The organism is Alteribacter salitolerans, from assembly GCF_016901055.1.
GTDB classification, from domain to species: domain Bacteria; phylum Bacillota; class Bacilli; order Bacillales; family Salisediminibacteriaceae; genus Alteribacter; species Alteribacter keqinensis.
This window is the reverse complement of sequence record NZ_JAFEUX010000002.1, coordinates 475,107-491,682: the sequence shown is the minus strand read 5'-3', so window position 1 is coordinate 491,682 and position 16,576 is coordinate 475,107. Positions and strand designations below refer to the sequence as shown.

At 46.9% G+C, this 16,576-nt stretch carries 20 protein-coding genes and 2 pseudogenes; 6 read left to right on the top strand and 16 right to left on the bottom strand.

Translation table 11 applies throughout. The features are described from left to right. The first annotated feature begins 216 nt into the window (after positions 1-216). A complete protein-coding gene (locus JSY36_RS05575) occupies positions 217-1,332 on the top strand; it encodes a winged helix-turn-helix domain-containing protein (protein ID WP_205165601.1) in 1,116 nt (371 codons plus the stop codon). Positions 1,333-1,382: 50 nt separating this feature from the next. Beyond that, a complete protein-coding gene (locus JSY36_RS05570; RefSeq protein ID WP_205165600.1) occupies positions 1,383-2,687 on the top strand; it encodes an MFS transporter in 1,305 nt (434 codons plus the stop codon). Positions 2,688-3,075: 388 nt separating this feature from the next. Here the strand turns inward: JSY36_RS05570 and JSY36_RS05565 are convergent, their stop codons facing one another. The 6 genes from JSY36_RS05565 to JSY36_RS05540 all read right to left on the bottom strand — a co-directional run bounded on the left by JSY36_RS05565 (position 3,076) and on the right by JSY36_RS05540 (position 5,737). Continuing rightward, positions 3,076-3,561 (bottom strand): tetratricopeptide repeat protein, encoded by a 486-nt coding sequence (locus JSY36_RS05565; RefSeq protein ID WP_205165599.1) that lies wholly within the window; start codon positions 3,559-3,561, stop codon positions 3,076-3,078. A 16-nt stretch (positions 3,562-3,577) separates the two neighbouring features. After that, a complete protein-coding gene (locus JSY36_RS05560) occupies positions 3,578-3,853 on the bottom strand; it encodes a hypothetical protein (protein WP_205165598.1) in 276 nt (91 codons plus the stop codon). Between the two features lie 23 nt (positions 3,854-3,876). Continuing rightward, entirely contained in the window at positions 3,877-4,521 is a 645-nt protein-coding gene (locus tag JSY36_RS05555; RefSeq protein ID WP_205165597.1) for a hypothetical protein, read from the bottom strand. 71 nt (positions 4,522-4,592) lie between these two features. After that, complete coding sequence (locus JSY36_RS05550; RefSeq protein ID WP_205165596.1) at positions 4,593-4,796, bottom strand: hypothetical protein; 204 nt, start codon at positions 4,794-4,796, stop codon at positions 4,593-4,595. After that, positions 4,793-4,999: a hypothetical protein gene (locus JSY36_RS05545; protein ID WP_205165595.1), complete on the bottom strand. Its 207-nt coding sequence runs from the start codon at positions 4,997-4,999 to the stop codon at positions 4,793-4,795. The genes JSY36_RS05550 and JSY36_RS05545 overlap by 4 nt, the downstream gene beginning before the upstream one ends. 42 nt (positions 5,000-5,041) lie before the next feature. Continuing rightward, the gene (locus JSY36_RS05540; RefSeq protein ID WP_205165594.1) at positions 5,042-5,737 is read right to left on the bottom strand and encodes a YdeI/OmpD-associated family protein; all 696 of its coding nucleotides are present in this window, start codon (positions 5,735-5,737) and stop codon (positions 5,042-5,044) included. A gap of 223 nt (positions 5,738-5,960) precedes the next feature. Between JSY36_RS05540 and JSY36_RS05535 the strand changes: the two genes are divergently transcribed. The 3 genes from JSY36_RS05535 to JSY36_RS05525 all read left to right on the top strand — a co-directional run bounded on the left by JSY36_RS05535 (position 5,961) and on the right by JSY36_RS05525 (position 7,972). Next, on the top strand, positions 5,961-6,659 hold the full coding sequence (locus JSY36_RS05535) for a DJ-1/PfpI family protein (protein ID WP_205165593.1): 699 nt from the start codon (positions 5,961-5,963) through the stop codon (positions 6,657-6,659). Positions 6,660-6,859: 200 nt separating this feature from the next. Further along, complete coding sequence (locus tag JSY36_RS05530) at positions 6,860-7,552, top strand: VOC family protein (RefSeq protein WP_205165592.1); 693 nt, start codon at positions 6,860-6,862, stop codon at positions 7,550-7,552. A 132-nt stretch (positions 7,553-7,684) separates the two neighbouring features. Continuing rightward, complete coding sequence (locus JSY36_RS05525) at positions 7,685-7,972, top strand: YesK family protein (protein ID WP_205165591.1); 288 nt, start codon at positions 7,685-7,687, stop codon at positions 7,970-7,972. 115 nt (positions 7,973-8,087) lie between these two features. On the opposite strand, the pseudogene JSY36_RS05520 reads toward JSY36_RS05525, so the two are convergent. The 4 genes and pseudogenes from JSY36_RS05520 to JSY36_RS05505 form a co-directional block, all read right to left on the bottom strand. Continuing rightward, positions 8,088-8,535, bottom strand: a pseudogene (locus tag JSY36_RS05520) (GNAT family N-acetyltransferase). A gap of 168 nt (positions 8,536-8,703) precedes the next feature. Further along, positions 8,704-9,186 carry a DMT family transporter gene (locus JSY36_RS05515; RefSeq protein ID WP_205165590.1) on the bottom strand — a complete coding sequence of 161 codons (483 nt, stop codon included), beginning with the start codon at positions 9,184-9,186 and terminating at the stop codon, positions 8,704-8,706. Between the two features lie 15 nt (positions 9,187-9,201). Then, entirely contained in the window at positions 9,202-9,861 is a 660-nt protein-coding gene (locus JSY36_RS05510; protein WP_205165589.1) for a Crp/Fnr family transcriptional regulator, read from the bottom strand. 11 nt (positions 9,862-9,872) lie between these two features. Next, positions 9,873-10,298, bottom strand: a complete 426-nt coding sequence (locus tag JSY36_RS05505; protein ID WP_205165588.1) for a DMT family transporter — start codon at positions 10,296-10,298, stop codon at positions 9,873-9,875. 248 nt (positions 10,299-10,546) lie between these two features. Here JSY36_RS05505 and JSY36_RS05500 point away from each other — a divergent pair, with 248 nt between their 5' ends. Next, on the top strand, positions 10,547-11,017 hold the full coding sequence (locus tag JSY36_RS05500; protein ID WP_205165587.1) for a hypothetical protein: 471 nt from the start codon (positions 10,547-10,549) through the stop codon (positions 11,015-11,017). Positions 11,018-11,935: 918 nt separating this feature from the next. Here JSY36_RS05500 and JSY36_RS05495 read toward each other — a convergent pair. The 6 genes and pseudogenes from JSY36_RS05495 to JSY36_RS05470 form a co-directional block, all read right to left on the bottom strand. Then, positions 11,936-12,394 (bottom strand): hypothetical protein, encoded by a 459-nt coding sequence (locus tag JSY36_RS05495; protein ID WP_122900928.1) that lies wholly within the window; start codon positions 12,392-12,394, stop codon positions 11,936-11,938. Between the two features lie 375 nt (positions 12,395-12,769). Then, positions 12,770-12,862 (bottom strand): annotated as a pseudogene (locus JSY36_RS20415) (DMT family transporter); the annotation flags it as partial. A gap of 768 nt (positions 12,863-13,630) precedes the next feature. Continuing rightward, positions 13,631-13,912 (bottom strand): RNA polymerase alpha subunit C-terminal domain-containing protein, encoded by a 282-nt coding sequence (locus JSY36_RS05485; RefSeq protein WP_419466027.1) that lies wholly within the window; start codon positions 13,910-13,912, stop codon positions 13,631-13,633. A gap of 16 nt (positions 13,913-13,928) precedes the next feature. Continuing rightward, positions 13,929-14,333 (bottom strand): hypothetical protein, encoded by a 405-nt coding sequence (locus JSY36_RS05480; protein ID WP_205165584.1) that lies wholly within the window; start codon positions 14,331-14,333, stop codon positions 13,929-13,931. A 142-nt stretch (positions 14,334-14,475) separates the two neighbouring features. After that, complete coding sequence (locus tag JSY36_RS05475; protein ID WP_236784568.1) at positions 14,476-14,691, bottom strand: hypothetical protein; 216 nt, start codon at positions 14,689-14,691, stop codon at positions 14,476-14,478. A gap of 244 nt (positions 14,692-14,935) precedes the next feature. After that, positions 14,936-16,564, bottom strand: a complete 1,629-nt coding sequence (locus tag JSY36_RS05470; protein ID WP_205165583.1) for a bifunctional metallophosphatase/5'-nucleotidase — start codon at positions 16,562-16,564, stop codon at positions 14,936-14,938. Positions 16,565-16,576 lie beyond the last annotated feature (12 nt).

The following is a 16,576-nucleotide window of genomic DNA, read 5'->3' as shown; positions in this document are numbered from 1 at the left end:
TTAGAACCCTGATAACCTCTATTGTCATTTCATATGCTAATTCCATTGTAAATATCCAATACTCGTTGATATATAAAAGAGACCAGATTATCTGCGATTTGATCTGATAATTCCAATGTTATTTACTTTTCACCCGTAAACACCACTTCTTTTACAAACAGAAATCAAGTATTCTATACAAAAGATGATCGTGTCACTAAATGAGGAGGTGGAATTGTGCAGTTTTCCGATTCAGATTATACGGTTACGATCGCCGGGGAGACGGTTGCATTCAGGCGAAAGGAATACAATCTCCTCGTCTACCTTCACAGACACGCGGGTCGGACGTTTTCCCGCGACGCCCTCCTCGATGCCGTCTGGCCGATGGAAGCACCGACGGACCGGACAGTGGATGACCATGTATACCGGCTCAGGCAGAAACTGAAGCCCTTCAGCGATACAGTCACGATCCGTACGGTTAAAGGACTCGGCTACTGTCTTGAGCTGAAGGATACTCATTCGGACCCCTTTCCGGAAGAGCTTTCCCTCCAGACCGGCCAGCTGTTTAGCACCTACTATAAATACGGGCAGGGAAAAGCGCTTAAGGAGCTCCTGAACAGCCGGCAGCTTGAATCGGCCTTTACAAAGCAGCACCGGCTGGTGGGGTTCCTGTTAAACAGTGACTTTACGACACTTCTCCAGCAGTCGGATCATGATGAGTTCACGTTCCTCCCTCTTTTTCTTTACAGTCATGTGGAAGAGGATGCGGAGACGGCAATTAAGCTGATCGAGCGTACTCTCGAAAAGAAAGTTGCCCTGAATGAAGTGGAGGCGATGGATCTTCGTTTTTTCACCCTGCCGCTTCTTTATCTGAGGGCCGGAAAACCAGATAAGGGCATGAATCTCATAGAGGAAGGCCTTGAGAAGGCGGACTCGGAGGAGCACAGCTTTTATCCCCTGCTTCGAATCATGAAGGCTGTGATGCTTTTTTATAAAGATGATACGGCTCAGTTTACCGCTGAACTCACCTGCATACGCGACCTGCTAGAAACCCGGCCTTACATGCGGGAAAAAGCAGCACTGACCCTGCTTGAAGGAATCAAAGTAACGGCGGCCGGCAGACCGGAAGAGGGAAAATCACAAATCGATGAATCACTGGAAATGATCCGTCGCTCAGGCCACACCTACTACAACCTGTTTCTGTTTCAGCTTCTTGACCTGCTTCTGCCAAAAGCGGAGTCGTCTCCCGCAACGATCTGTTATTTCCGGAAAAAGAAAGACGAGTACTACGCAGCGGCGCGCCTTAACGAATTAAAAAATGAGATAAAAAAACGAGCGGAATTTTTCCTCTGATACAGCTCTGACATTGACGGTCTACACTTGCTGTAAGGCAGGTGATGACGATGGTTAAGACAAATCCGCCATCCATTTGGACAAATAAAAACTATGTAAAGCTGTTCATTTCGTATTCCATTTCCACCCTTGGTCAGTTTTTTGATATGATCGCCGTTTTCCTCATTTTCAGCTATGTTTGGCAGGCCGAACCGTGGATGATCGCCCTCATCCCGGTCGCCTACGCCCTCCCCCATGCGGCTTTCAGCCAGTTTGCCGGCATTCTCGTGGACCGCTATCAGAAAGTAACGATGATGCTCACGGCTGACCTGGTGACGGCGTGCCTGACCGTGACACTGATCTTCACAGCGAACCCGTGGGCCGCCCTCCTCGTGATTCTCGTGCGGTCCACAGCAACGATTGTCCACTTCCCCGCCCAGCAGGCGATCATACGCCAGGTGGTGGCGCCGGATCACATTTTAAAAGCCGTGACGCTTAACGGTACGGTCAATCAGCTTTCCAAAATCATCGGTCCGTTTCTCGGTGCCTCCCTGGCGGCAGCATTTGCCCCTCAGGTAAGCTTTGCCGTTTATGCGGGAGCTCTCTTGATTTCAGCCGGGATTCTGGTGAGACTCCGCCACCTGGATAGTGCCGGTGCAACGGTTTCCGAAGAGAGCCCTGAGCCGTTCTGGCATACGTGGCGCAGCGGCTGGCAGACCCTTTTCACCTCAAAAGTGATGTTTGTGAGCTTTGCTTTTTCCCTGGCAGCCTTTACGGCGATTCAGCTTGTGGACGCCCAGTTCGGTGTCCTGTTTCGTGACATTTACCCGGCCAGACAGGAAGTTCTCGGCTGGGCTATGGCCGCCTCGGGCCTCGGTGCCGTCGTCATTATTATGGTCATGAACCGGTTCCGGGAACTGAAACGGTACGGCCTGCATCTCGGCACCTCTGTGGCCCTGATCGGGGCTGGTTTTGCAGGCGCAGGGATGCTCACCCCGGGCATCCCCCTTTTCTGGCCTGTGATCGCCTGTTTTGCCATCGGTATGGGAGCCGGGATCTTCAGCGTCATTTACAACTATATTCTGCAAAAAGAGAGCCCGGAGGGTAAAGTAGGGCAGATGTCAGGCCTGTTCAATTCCCTCACAGGCATGATTCTCCTTGCCGCCCCCATTGCCGGCGGGCTCCTCGTTCAATGGTCCAGTGTGTTTGCGGTCTACCAGACAGTCGGGCTGACGGTACTTACGATCGGTGTGTTCGGAATTATTTTTCAGCGGCTTTTATGGGGGAAACCCTCCAATCAGGAGCGCCGGGATCCGGATCATACAGTAGAAATCAGCAGCGGGGCAAAAAAAGAAGAAGCAGGAGTGTCAAGCTGACGGGCTTACTTGTGAGATGGAAAACGGAAAAACAACACTGTATAAACGCATTGAAAGAGGCTGGGACATAAGGAAAGGGTTTAGCTGAAAATCCGAACAATGTACTAACATAGCGGATGAAATATACGTAGACTCCTGCGGAATGAAAAGTAAAGGTGAGACCCCACAGTGCGCAGCACGAGGAGGCTCACCAGCTTTCCGCGGAAAGCGAAGTATATTTCAGGAGCGGTTATCAGCGCCACTATGATTCGTTCGGATTCTTGTTGACGAAAACACTTTTGTCCCAGCTTCCTTTAATATAGTCGCTTGTGATTTTATTGTTTGCGCACCTAAGTAAACCTGTTACTCTAAATGGACAAATTCTGTATCATGACAGCTTTCTACTTGTCTACTCCCAAGTTTCGTCCAGTTTATCCGAATAGAAATCGATGGCTTTTTTATAGCTTAAAATATCAGCGTCCTGGGTTGTATCCAGCAGGCATTTCAGTAACAGCTCCATCGCTTTATGATGTTCATTCAGGTTATATAAAGTCATGGCGTAAAAGGTTTGAAGGGCTTTGTTGCCGGGGAAAAGTCCGATCCCCTTTAAAAACACCGCTTTCGACTTTTCATATTCTCCCAGTGTCCGGTATGTACTTCCCAAGCCAAGCAAGGCTCCTTCCAGCTCCTTCGGGGGCAGCCCAATCTGAATGGCCTTTTCATAAAAAGGGACAGCCTTCGCTTCTTCTCCCAAAAGATCGAAGCTCCAGGCACATTGATAGTTGACCGACGCATCGTCAGGAAACTCACTAACAAGCTTCATAAACAGCTTGTTCGATTCCTTGTGGTGTCCGCTCTTGCGTAACTCAATTGCTTTATCGAACTCTCTTTTCATAACGTTCATCTCCTTTCTAAAAGAAGAAAAACACAAGCCCCAACACCAGGCTGGTCATCAGTAAACCTGCCCAGATGAGCTTCGTGCTCTCCAGCCGGCTTTTCTTTTTTAACAGTAAAACGGTCGTGATCAGGACGACCGGATGAATGCAGAAGACAAAAAAGATAGCTGACAAAAGCCAAAGCGACAAGTCGGGTATGGCAGACATCATGAATAGAATGCATGCGACCATTGCAAGACTGTAAACCGCAAGAATCTTCCAATAATAAGCCGGGAAATAATGCAGCATCATTGAGCCTCCCCCTACTCCTCGAATCAGAACTGAGCTTCTACGATTTCATCAATCACTTCCATCTGGTATTGATGACTCACTTCATGGTCGGCCCTGGTGCCATATTCTTCTTCCAGCAGTGGATACAAGTTCTCACGTATCTCCCTCTGCTCAAAAATAGGCGCTGTAAACTGATAAACATATTCGTCCACACTGTATCCAAGTTCCTCTGCAAGATAAAGCTGTGTATCACGTTCCGGGTTATCCGGAGAAAAGACATCATCTTTTAATGCCGTTGCATCCTTCTCTATAATCTCCTGGAGCCTCTCTTCTTCCACTTGAATTCCATACCTTTCAACAGCGAGATCCTTCCATGTTTCCTCGTACTGAAGCCTTAACTGGCTGTTCTCGTAAACGTCCTCTTTGTCCATTTCTATATCATTCGTTGCATAAATTAAATGATAAAGAACAAACCGGTCCCGGTCTTTTCCCTCAAGCTCCAGTTGAGAGGCTGCACTTACCGCCTCATCGATGTGGGCTTTCCCAATCTCTCCGATCGCCCCTGTCCGATTGACTTCGATCAGCTTCTGCCTCAATTCTTCTTTCTCCTCGGCAGCATTCAGATTCGTACTGCAGGCACTCAAAAACAAAACCGCCATACACAAAAGCAATCCTTTTTTTAACAGCATTTCTACCCCCATCATTTTAGGTGACTTGTCTGCTTATACGGATCAATCCTGGAGAATGTTTCACCTGCATGTCAGGAACAACAACTCTGCGCCTTGTTTACATCCTTTTCCCTGATAAAAATCTGTCCGTCTTTCACCTCGTAATCAATGTTGCTGTATTCCAGCCTTTGTACGGCGGAATCACTGTATTCGCCCCATTGGACGTCATCGTTTTCATCACCGGCGCTGCAGGCTGCCAGGATAACGAAACAAAGAATCACCGCGATTCTTTTCAACCGGCACCCTTCCCCGATGCTTCCTTTTTAAGCCGCTTTCTCACCCTGAATTCAATGCCGAAATAATACACCGCAACGATAAACAGACCGGTGGAAAGCCACAGCGCGATCCCGTTCCATTCCCCGCTGAAGAGCGTCACGTTCACGAGGGTAACCAGATGCATCAAAAAGACAATTGCAAATAAAATCGTGTAAGTTTTCACTAACGTACCTCCTTTACTCCAAACACAAAGTGCACCTGCCTCCTATTGTTTCGGCAGCTTCCGGTCTGGGGCAGGAACCGCCCTCATATAAAGATCACGGCTTTTGTGGCCGTCGGACAGAATCGCCTTCATTTCCTCCCGGCGCTTTTCCCTCGTTTTTTCCTGCTTGGCGCTGTAGACAAACCGGGCCCAGTCTTTTCGGTACCCCGGTGTGAGGGACTGGTAAAACTGAAGAACATCCGGTACCTGCTCGAGATCTTTCTCAATATCAGGAATCTGTTCTATGTAATCATCCACACATTGACTCGCCCTGTTCGCAGACTTCTTTGGTGAGTCGTCTTTGAAGCCCACAACGGTAAACGTTTCATCCAGGCTGACCATGCGGGAAAATGTAATCGTACTCGTGCCAATACGGCCCTTCTCATCAGCTCCGACTCCCTCAAAAAGATCATCCCGGTGGATATACGCAGGATAGCGTTTGTTTCCCTTTTTGGGGTATGCAATGAACAAATAACCGCCCTTTTTTAAATACTGATGCTCGATCACGTCACGGACCATCTTTTGCAGCGATGGCATGTCCAATGTGAAGGCAAAAATAAGGTCATAGGAGCTGCCCGGTGTTAACTCGGTTTCATACGTTTCAAGCCCGTCAAAATATGCTTCCCCATCCGGCAGATGGATGATTGCCGGGGATTTATATTTTTTCAGATTCAGTTTTTCAACAATTGATTTCGCCATCCTTTTCACCTCTCATTTTCATCTCTTGCTCTGTCTCTAGTTTAACATCTTTATCCAGTATCTGGGCGGAGTCTGAGAGCTCCTGCTACCCTGTCTTAAAAAGACCTATGGTTTCGACAAAATCCGGGTGGTGACAGGCACCGAAGACAAGAAGCATTTGGATATTTATGTTAAATTAGAAGAAGATAGATTTTTTTAGGGGGAACTTTAAAGGAGGCAACTGATGAAGATCATTATTTATGTCTACAATGGGATGACAATGCTAGATGCTATTGGTCCATATGAAATTTTAAGACACATGAATGATACTGACGTATTATTTGTTGCAGAAAAACCAGGGAATATAAAGGCGGACTCCGGGTTTATTGACGTTAATGTGAAACATAGTATCGATGATATAAAATCTGCAGATATTCTACTATTACCGGGTTCTACAATCGGTTTTTTGAATGAAATAAAGAAAAAAAACTTAATAGAATGGATAAAAGAAGTAGATAAAAGTACGAAATGGACGACTTCTGTATGCACAGGGTCGATATTACTTGCTTCCACCGGCCTGCTATCAGGGTTAAAAGCAACATCACATTGGAAGCCGATAAATCTATTAAGCGATTTCGGTGCCATACCTACGCGGGAAAGAATAGTGGAACAAGGGAAGTACATAACTGCCGCAGGAGTGTCTGCGGGGATCGATATGGCTTTATATCTATCGAATAAAATTGTCGGAGAAGTGGAAACAAAAGCAATTCAACTCACAATAGAATATGACCCGCAACCACTCTTTCAATCCGGCAATTATTCCAATGCTGATGAAAACATCTTAAAGACGGCGGAAAAAAAGCTAACCAAAGGTGCGAAAAAAGAGCTTGGTCTACTGGGAATGATTAAGAACACAAGAAACATTCTTAACATGATTAAATAGCAGTCAACAATCGTATTCCTCCTCCGGCTGTGAACCAGAGTGACTTCCGGGTCAAATTGGCTGGATTCTTTACCCCTGGAACGGAATGGGAGCAGCCAATCCTCCAACCAGGGTCTTAAGTTTTTCCCTACACTGCTCCCACGAAAAAATGCCTTTTTCCGGTTACACTACATTCATAAACAAAAGTGGAGGAAAGAAAAATGAGATTCAAAGACATTACATTATTTACACACAAATTAACTGAAATGAAAGATTTCTATAAAAAGGTGCTTGAGCTTCACATAAATAGTGAAGACAAAAGCCATTTCTCTGTTCAAATCGGATCCACTACTCTGGTTTTTAAACAGTCAGAGAGCAGTTCGGAGCCGGTGTATCATTTTGCTGTGAATATCCCGGAAAACAAAATGGAAGAAGCAAAATCCTGGATCGCGTCAAAAGTAGAGTTAAATACAGAAAAGGATTCGGATGAAGCCTTTTTTGAAAGCTGGAATGCCCACGCCATCTATTTTGAAGACCGGTCAGGAAACATCGTGGAATTCATCGCCCGCCACAATTTGAACAATGCCGTAGAGCATCGTTTTTCCTCCGGAGATTTCATATGCATCAGTGAACTGGGAATCGTCGTGGAAGACGTTATCCCGTTCGTGAGAAAACTGAATGAATGGGGACTGCCCAACTGGAAAGAGGACAATGAAGGGCTGACGCCTGTCGGAGATGAACATGGTCTTTTTATCACGGTAAAAGAGGGGCGCAGATGGTTTTTCACAAAAAAGGCTGCGGAATTTTATCCATGTGAAGTGACCATTGAAGGGATGGGGCAGTTTTCGGTTGAGAGGAAAGACAGTAAAACCTTTATAACTTCTGTTCAACATGATGGTAAAACAAACCATTAACGTATAAAATATAAGGAAAAAGATGGAGGATCTGCGAACGACAGCTGAAGGGGTGAAGGAATACGAGGAAGCATTCCAAACACTGCAGAATGAATACCATGGTTATATTCTTTTAGTTTCGGGGGGATGGAAATGGAAGTAGAAATGATGTTGTGGATTATTTATGGGTTATTAGTAGTAACAGTCGCCGGATGGATCCTTTTAGGCATCTTTCACCGAAAGTTTGGTATGTACTTTCTCCCGTATTTGATCAGTCTGCTCGGCTTAACACTTTTAATGGTGAGCATTTTTCTCATCGGGGGATGGGAAGGGATGGGTGTCGGCATGATCGCATTTGCAGTTGTTGCCATAGGCCTGTTAGCAGGGCTGACTGTCTACGTGTATTCTTTAGTGAAAAAGAAAAGAACATTCTCCAGCTGAAGGTGAAGAAGAAGTAAAAGCAGTGCTTTGGTTTAGATAAAGGGGGAATCTGTCCTCTATACGTTTTCCCCCTTATTTCATTAAAAACTCTCCTCTGCATCAAGTCCTCGTTACTTTACAGAATTTTATACTTAAATATAAGTTCGCCATTGGGATCTCTTTCATTCATATATTCAAACCCCATGCTTTCGTACAAACGATGCGCTGCTCTATTTTCCTCAATAATACTCAAGTAGATTACGTTCACGCCATATTCTTTGGATACAATATCAATAAGGGTCTTCATCGCCATTCTTCCAAAGCCTTTGCCCGAATATTTTTTCATCAATCATAATCCGGTCAATCCAGGTATCTTTATTGGGACCGAAAGAACCGTACATGGCAAAGCCGACAATTGCACCGTCATAATAGATCGCTACCGGATGCCATTCCTCGCGCTCTTCGGCCTCTTTAAGGCATTCCTCGACTGATTCAATGTATGTCTCCTGCCCGGATTTTAACGTTATATTTCTGACCATACATTCATTTGTCTCATCAATATCTCTAAAATATACGTGACTCATGTTTGGAATCTCCTTTATCATAGCCTTGCTTATCATAAAGAATGTTGTATTCCTTTTTATTAAAATTGAATTCTCCTCTAATGCCCCTTCTGTTCTATTACTCATTCACTTATCATCCAGCGCTTGTTTGCTTAAACAAGGGGCCAGATGCCCGGGACGAACACCATTCTATGCCGTATGCTTCCGGTTTTCCCGGGCAATTGAAGGGCTTGGGAGCTTGATGACGCCTTTGAAGACGAGGACGCCTATGAGGATGACGAAGATGCCTGCCAGCTTTGTGTAGCTGAACGGGATCTGCTCGAGTCCGAACCAGCCGATGGAGTCGGAAAGGAGGGCGGTGCTCAGCTGGGCGGTCAGTACAATAGAGATTGTAAACGTGGGCCCGAGGCGCTTGATGGCTTGGACGAGACAGAACACAACGCCGACGCCGGTGATTCCGGCGAGCCAGTACCACGGCTCGATCCGGGCGAGCTGATACACGTTCAGCTCCCCTGCCATCACGGTGGCAACGAGGGCAAAAAGAAAGCCCATTCCAAGGGCAAGTGCGGTGGTGGTCCACGACCCTGTTTTTTCGTTTACTTTATTGTTAAACACGGTCTGGAGGCTGATGGCCGCCCCGGCACTTGCCGCGAGTATGATTCCAAAGATCATGACTATTCCTTCTTTCTATTCATACAGGACAGGATCAGCAAGCTTCCGGAGGCTTTCCCTGTCCAGAATCGTAATGTATCCCTTCTTCCGTTCGATCCACTTCTCTTTGATCATCGTGTTGATGACCCGGTTCAGGTGGCGGTAGGAGGTGCCGAGGAGGTTGGCTACGTCCACCATGTTTGAGAGCTCCTCAGGGTTGTCTTCGCCTTCCGGGGAAACCGACAGGAGGTAGCTGGCGAGACGGGTTTCCACCGGGTGAAGGAGGTTGAAGTTTGTGAAGTTCGAGTCGGTGTGCAGCTTCTCGGTGATGACCCGGAGCAGAAATTGGAGAAAGGGCACGGATGAAGCGCCGGACTCGTCGATGGCGCGGTACGGCATTTTGAGCACCCGCACCGGGGTGACAGCTTCCACCGTATTAATCACCGCACTTTTTCTCACATACTCCACATCCCCAATGGCCTCGAGTGGCTTCTTGAAGCAGAGGACGAGAATCTTCCCCTCGGCGGAGCTTGTGAAGATCTTAATCTTTCCTTCAACAAGAAGATAGAGGTGGTCAATGGCTTCCCCCTGCTCACAGATCTTCTCGCCCTTTTTATAATCATGAACGGTCATGTGCTCCCGGAGTCTGGCAGGAATGACCGGGTCAAGGTCGAACTTCAGAATGTAGGTATTCATTGCGATTCTCCTTACAGCTGGATGATGATGACGCCTGTGATCATCAGGCTGATGCCGACGATCTGGGGCAGTTTTATCTTCTGTTTTTTTAACCCGAACCATCCCTTTGTGTCAATGAGGAAGGCCATGACGATCTGTGATATGAGGATGACGGCCATGGTAAAGGTGACGCCGACCATGTTGATGGCGGTGACTTCGTTGAAGATGACGAGGAGGCCGAATGAGCCTGCGAACAGGTATGGCCATTTGACGGTTTTCAGCTGAGTTAGGCTGCCATCTTTGACGACGAGCAGGATGGTGAGTGCCAGCAGAAATCCGGTGAATTGTGTGACCGTGATGGCCGGCAGGATGCCGATGTCCCGGCTGATGCCTGCGTTTACCACGCCCTGGAGCGTGATGAACATGCCGCCAAGGATGGCAAAAATGATTCCTTTCATTGTAACATCTCTCCTTCTTGCTCTATTAAAGTACAGATGAGTGCGGTGGGGAAAGGACATATGTCCTTGGAGGAAGAATTAGTAGGGGAAGAGGTTGGGATATCCTGAATCCGCGAATTTTTTTCCTGAACCCTCGTCCACTTATCATGAATTCCGCCCTCCGGCTGCCCGCTCACGGTGAAAAACTCGAAAACTATGAATGTTTTCTACCTGTCTGGTCATACTATCTAGTAAAAGGGGTGATCGATATGGCAGTAACCAGAATGAACGGCAAACGTGTTTCTTATTGTACTGTACTCGGCTCCATGTCCCTTCTGATCAGCGGAAATCACAGTGAAAAAATAGATGTGCTGCAAAAACTGAGAGCGTCTTTTACGACCCGGACCATCGAGAGCGACCCTTCGATTCTATTATGCTTTTCTACCATTTTCAGCGAGCTTAAGCACTCAGATGATGCGGGTGTTAGATATGAGCTGGCGAAAACGATTTTTGCCTTCACGAAGCATACGGGCATTTACTTTGACCTGGCTCAGCTGCGCTGGATCGAGCGGATTGCGGCTTATGAGCCGGATGAAAAGGTCAGCCAGGAGCTGGAGAACATCATCTTCTGGCACGAGAACTTCATGTACTGCGAAATTATGGGCGGCGGGGTGAAGACGTACTTTACCGAAGTAAAAAAGCACTTCCCGAATGCACCGGTGTCTTTTTCGAAAATGTGACCATTGTTAAAGCCATGGAAGTTGATGATAACGGGTTCGGTTTTGGGAAACAATATCTAAAAAACAATGAAAATAACGTGAAACGAAATTAAGATCACATCCATATTAACAATATAAAAAGCACCTGAATTCGTCAGGTGCTTTTTCAAAGCTTATATCTTTCCTTCTTCAACTACCGCACTCGTTAGGTCAGTAAGAATTATGCTAACCTTTGTTACACATCTCTTGATTGGGCATGCCTTTTCTTTTTTTTATGTAATAAACAGCCAATACTATAATGCTCGTAATTCCAAAAGAATAAGTAAAAAGTGTAGTGAAATATTCTTGATACGATCTTGGTGTCCGAACTGCATCACCCATGATCCTTACTCTTTCAGATAACCACGAGGCTGATATTTATATAAAAAATAGAGGGCGCTATCATTTTCATGGAAACAGCATCAACACATTTATTAACAATATCTCTCCCTGCAACAACCCTAAGGGCCAAATCTCCCAACTTTTATGTAGGAGTTTTCATCAAATTAACAATCTTTCAGTTCTGTCCAAACATTTTTTATAGTGGCACGTAGACTTATACCAAGGAGTCATTCCAAATACACTTTTGAACAAGAAAGGAAGTTACTATGCAACGCTTAGCCATGGCATATCAAGGAGATTTGGTAGAAGTAAGAAATCGCCACGGGCAAGTTTTTCGAGGAATTGCAGACGGGGTAAACCAAAGAAGAGGAATGTTCTTCGCACTTCTCCGTTCAGAAGAATCTTTATTCCGTTTTTCTTAATTACCTCCATTTTCCTTTTAAGTCGAAGACGTTTTTTCTAAACAGTCCTCTTTCCGGCAGAGAGAGTCTCAATAGATGAGGCTCCCTCTCTTCTAACCAACCTTATACACTATTATGTTTGCGGGGAATTCTGTTTTTAATAGGAGACACCATTCTGATCTTCAGTATCATATCCCATTTGCTCAATGAGTTGTTTGGCAGCGGATAGGGTTTGTTCCGTTTCCCGCTGCCAATTAATAATGTTTTCGATAAATGATTCAAATCCTTCAGGTGCATTGTCTCTCATTACATGTAACCACCTCGTTACTTCCTTATCTTCTTGAAGACCTTTATTAACACATGAAGTCAGCGTATGAATAATGGACTCATCGAATTCTCCGTTTTGTAGCCGGTAAACAGAACCGACAGCGGTTACACGATGATAAGAAGCTGGTATAAGGTGTCGGTGCAATTCGGGATTTCCCTCTAATCCCGCAGTAGCTGGAATATAAAACAATTGTGTAGTCATGGAACAAACCATTCCTTCACCATACAGACTCTGGTTTAACTGTTCTAATACTGAGGACCACTCTTGACGGTAAGGGTAATAATACATTTTTTTCCACCTTCTTAATAAGAAATTATTATATGCTATGCCGGTAAGTTGGCATTGGCTCCTAAAGTTCCAATCTTAATAACCGACTCATAAGTAGAACAGACCCGTCCATGTACTCATTCACCAAAAAAAACACAAATAACCCAGGGGCTCGTTTAATAACCACTGGGTCTCCGACTGATTTATTCTGGTTCATCAATGTTACTCAAGCTGGCTTCAATTTCACCTCTGATATCCCCTGCATTAGCAGGTCCTTCAAGGTAAACCTCAACACGACCCGACTCGACCTTCAAAAGAGAAATAACAAAACTTATTCAGGTAACGCTGCAGATGTTTCGTTCCCAGACCATGAAAGTTAAAAGTGACCAATCACTTTGGGACCTGCTCGAGTCCGAACCAGCCGATGGAGTCAAAAAGAAGAGCAGTGCTCAGCTGGGCCGTCAGCACGATGGAGATCGTAAACGTGGGCCGGCGAAAACGATTTTTGCCTTCACAAAGCATACGGGCATTTATTTTGACCTGTCCCAGCTGCGCTGGCTTGAACGGATCGCCGCTTATGAGCCCGATGAAAAGGTCAGGCAGGAGCTGGAGAACATCATCTTCTGGCACGAGAACTTCATGTACTGCGAAATTATGGACGACGGGGTGAAGACGTATTTTACGGCAGTGAAGAGGCATTTTCCGAATGCGGAGATGGTTTTTTGAATAGGTGAAAAGCGTGAAAGCCATGGAGGCAAGGGGCTCTCCATGGCTTTTGTTTGGTATGGGGCTTTTATAGGTTCAGCTCTTTGGGAGAATAGTGATTAACTCGATGAACAAACTGGGGAAGTCGATGAATAAACCGCTGTCGGGGGAGGTGCCGCCTTTGGGCAGGCTTTGGCGCTCAGGTGGATCACCTCTTTTTGAGAATACAGCCCAACTCAATGAACAAATACGGGAAGTCGATGAATAAACTGGTGTCGGTTATAAATTCCTCTTTTACAGGAGCTCCTCTACTCCATAGTCAGCTCCAACTGCGAGACAAAAAATTCTTCCCTTTATGAGCGATCACATAATTGACGGGCACTAACACTAACATCGTCATTATCATCGTGCCTATCAGGTTTTCACCATACCAGGAGAAAAGGGGTTGAACGATGAAATAGCTTGTCCAAAACAGGATAGAAAAGAGCATGCAAAATACCAATGTACCTTTGTCCAAATTCTTTAAGAGAACCTTTTTAACACATGATTATCCTATTTTTTGAACGACAGCCCGCTCTCCTCCAGCGCTTTCCTCAGATTCGGAAGTGAGGCCGGCCCCACACCGTGGAGGCGCAGCACCTCTTTTTCCGAGTATAGGGACAGCTCCTCCACTGAACGTATTCCCTCATGTTCCAGCGCACTCCTCGCCGGTGCAGAAAGTGTGGACAGAAAGCCCTCCGCCGGTGCCCGCTCTTTTTCACAAATCGGACAAACCGGACAGTCACTGCTTTTTTGAAAGGTATGCCCCTTTTCGCACGTTTTCGTTACTGACATGATCATCCCTCCTTTCTTATTTTATCCTCCCGCTGCCGGTCAGCTGGTACTGTTCCTGATTGGCAATCTGGAGGAGTTCATAAACATATCCGTACTCCTCGTCTTTCCGGATGGAGCTTGCTGACACCATATACTGCTCACCTTCTTCGATGAGGTTGTAAACCATCGCTTCCTCGATGAAAATCTTGTACCGCTCCCTGTCTGCTTCTTTTTCGTAAGCGTTATAGCCGATGATCCACATTTCAGTATAATCACCGGGTTCAATATGATGGTGTTTTTCTTCAATGATCATGCCGGCCATACCGAATGATTGCATGATTTCCCCGGACTCTCCCACCAGCAGATTAATCCCGTAAAAAAGGACAAAAGCGAGACAGCCAACGATTACCCAATGCCTGAATGCCGGTTTCACCATCATCATCCACTCCAAGTCGGTTTTACTTCCATTTTATTGTAACACTTCCGGCTCTAAAACGCGGCTGGAATAAAAAAGATAAGCAGCTTATGTGCTTATCTTTCTTGAATAAAGTCCTACGGTTTCGACAACGTTCGGGTGGTGACAGTCAAGTCTCCCGGTCTAACACCGGATCCACCGTATAGCAAAACCCCTTATCCACAGCGCCCATAATGTCAACGTGGTTCCCTTCCTGATCCCGGATGGTGGAGCCGTGTTTGACGACGGAATAATAAAAGCGTTCGTCCGCTTTTAACAGGGCGTGCTTCAATTTTGCCCCGTGAAAAAGCTTCACATCGATACCGTTTACTTTTGCGTAAACCATGATGATCCCTCCTTAGGTGTGGGGGTTTTTTAGATACATGACGCATGAGCTGCGCTGCATTTTACACTTACGCTAGCCGTTTTTACGTTTAGCCAACGCTATTTTACACTTACGCCAACCGTTTTTACGGTTAGCCGCCACCTTTCTACACTTCCCCCGGCCTATTTTACGATTAGCACCCGCCGCCCATATAAAAGAAACCTGCAGGAAACAACGCCCCTGCAGGTCTTCACTCACTTCTTCATTATGGACGTCCGGCAAAATCCGGCTTACCCGGCTGTCCGGCGTGGTCCGGTTTACCTGGCTTATCAGGTTTCCCCGGCTTATCCGGCTTACCCGGTTTGCCCGGCTTCCCCGGAGCTGTCCCGTCCTCTTCTTCTTCGTAAAGTTCAATGCTGATTCTTCCTTCAGACGTGTAATCGATTGGCGCGTCCTGGGACGTGAATGTGTCAGCGAAGTCGAGCATCGCGTTCGTCATGAACCCGGCACCCGGCTGAATCACATCACCTTCAAAGCTGTATCCGCTTCCCCCTGTACCGAGGAAGTCAGGAATCGCAAGGGTGTAAGTCTCGTCGTAGTCGATCGGCTCCCCGCCAACCTCCATCTCGATATCCACAAGGTTCCCTTCTTCATCCGTCAGCACCGTATAGTGCAGCCCCGACGTCTGCAGGTCGATCTGGTTGCTTCGGTTATAGGAATACTCCAACACATCCTTAATCGCGGCACCTGTCATTTCAATTTCCATTACTTCGTTCGCAAACGGCTCGACGGTGTAAATGTCGCCGGCCGTAATCTCGCCCGGCTCGATGTTGGCGCGGATTCCGCCATTGTTCGTCACGGCAATATCTGCATCAATGTACTCACGCATGGCGTCCGTCCAGAAGTTTCCGAGAGGGGCATCCATTTCATAGCGCTCATCACGGCTCATCCCGGTATTTGTGTACCCGATCACCTGGGAAAGAAGCTCGTCCATTTCTGCATTGTACGCATCAATCATCTCCTGAATGTGGGGAACCGTTTCCGTCAGTTCAGCCACATCCTGCAGGTGGCCGTCGACGCTCACGACTTCCTTCGTGTCACGGTCCACTTCAAGGGTCACATTACCGACGAAGCGGTTGTTCGATCCGGCCTGGGCGATCGGTGTACCGGCAACGACACTCGGCTCGTCCAAAACCGTGTGCGTGTGACCGCCGACGATTAAGTCAAAGTGATCCGGGAACGCTTCAGCCAGCTGTTGGTCATCCCCGTAGCCGATGTGTGTGAGCCCGATCAGGACGTCCACTTCATCTTTCAAATACGCATATTCTTCAACGGTTTCCTCATACCCGTGAAACTCAAGGCCCACAATCCCGGCAGGAGCTGTCGCAGGAGGTGCCTGGGTCAACGCAAGAATCCCTACCGTAAAGTCACCCAGGTCTTCAATGATGTAAGGGTCCGGCTGCTCGATCGGGAACTCCGGATCCACCACTTCCATGTTTGCACTCAGCCATGGAAAGTTCGATAATGCTTCATTACTGATAAACGCTTCCTGCCCGTAGTCAAACTCGTGATTTCCAATCACCATGGCATCCACGTTCATTTCATTCAAAAGATGAACCAGGGGCTCCCCCTCCTGCAGGTCAACCACCGGGTTTCCGCTGAAAATATCCCCCGCATCCAAGTAGAGGGAATGCTCCGCCGCCTCACGCTCTGCGTTAATGTAGGCCGCTGATTTTCCCAGATCATTAATCGTCGAATGAATATCATTCGTGTGGAGAATCTTCAGCTCGTGATTCCCTTCCTCTGCCTGCACACCGCCGTCCTGTACGGATAGAAACGGCGCCATCACCAAGCCCCCGACGAGGGCCGCAGTCAACAAACGTTTTTTTACCATCTTCACTGCCTC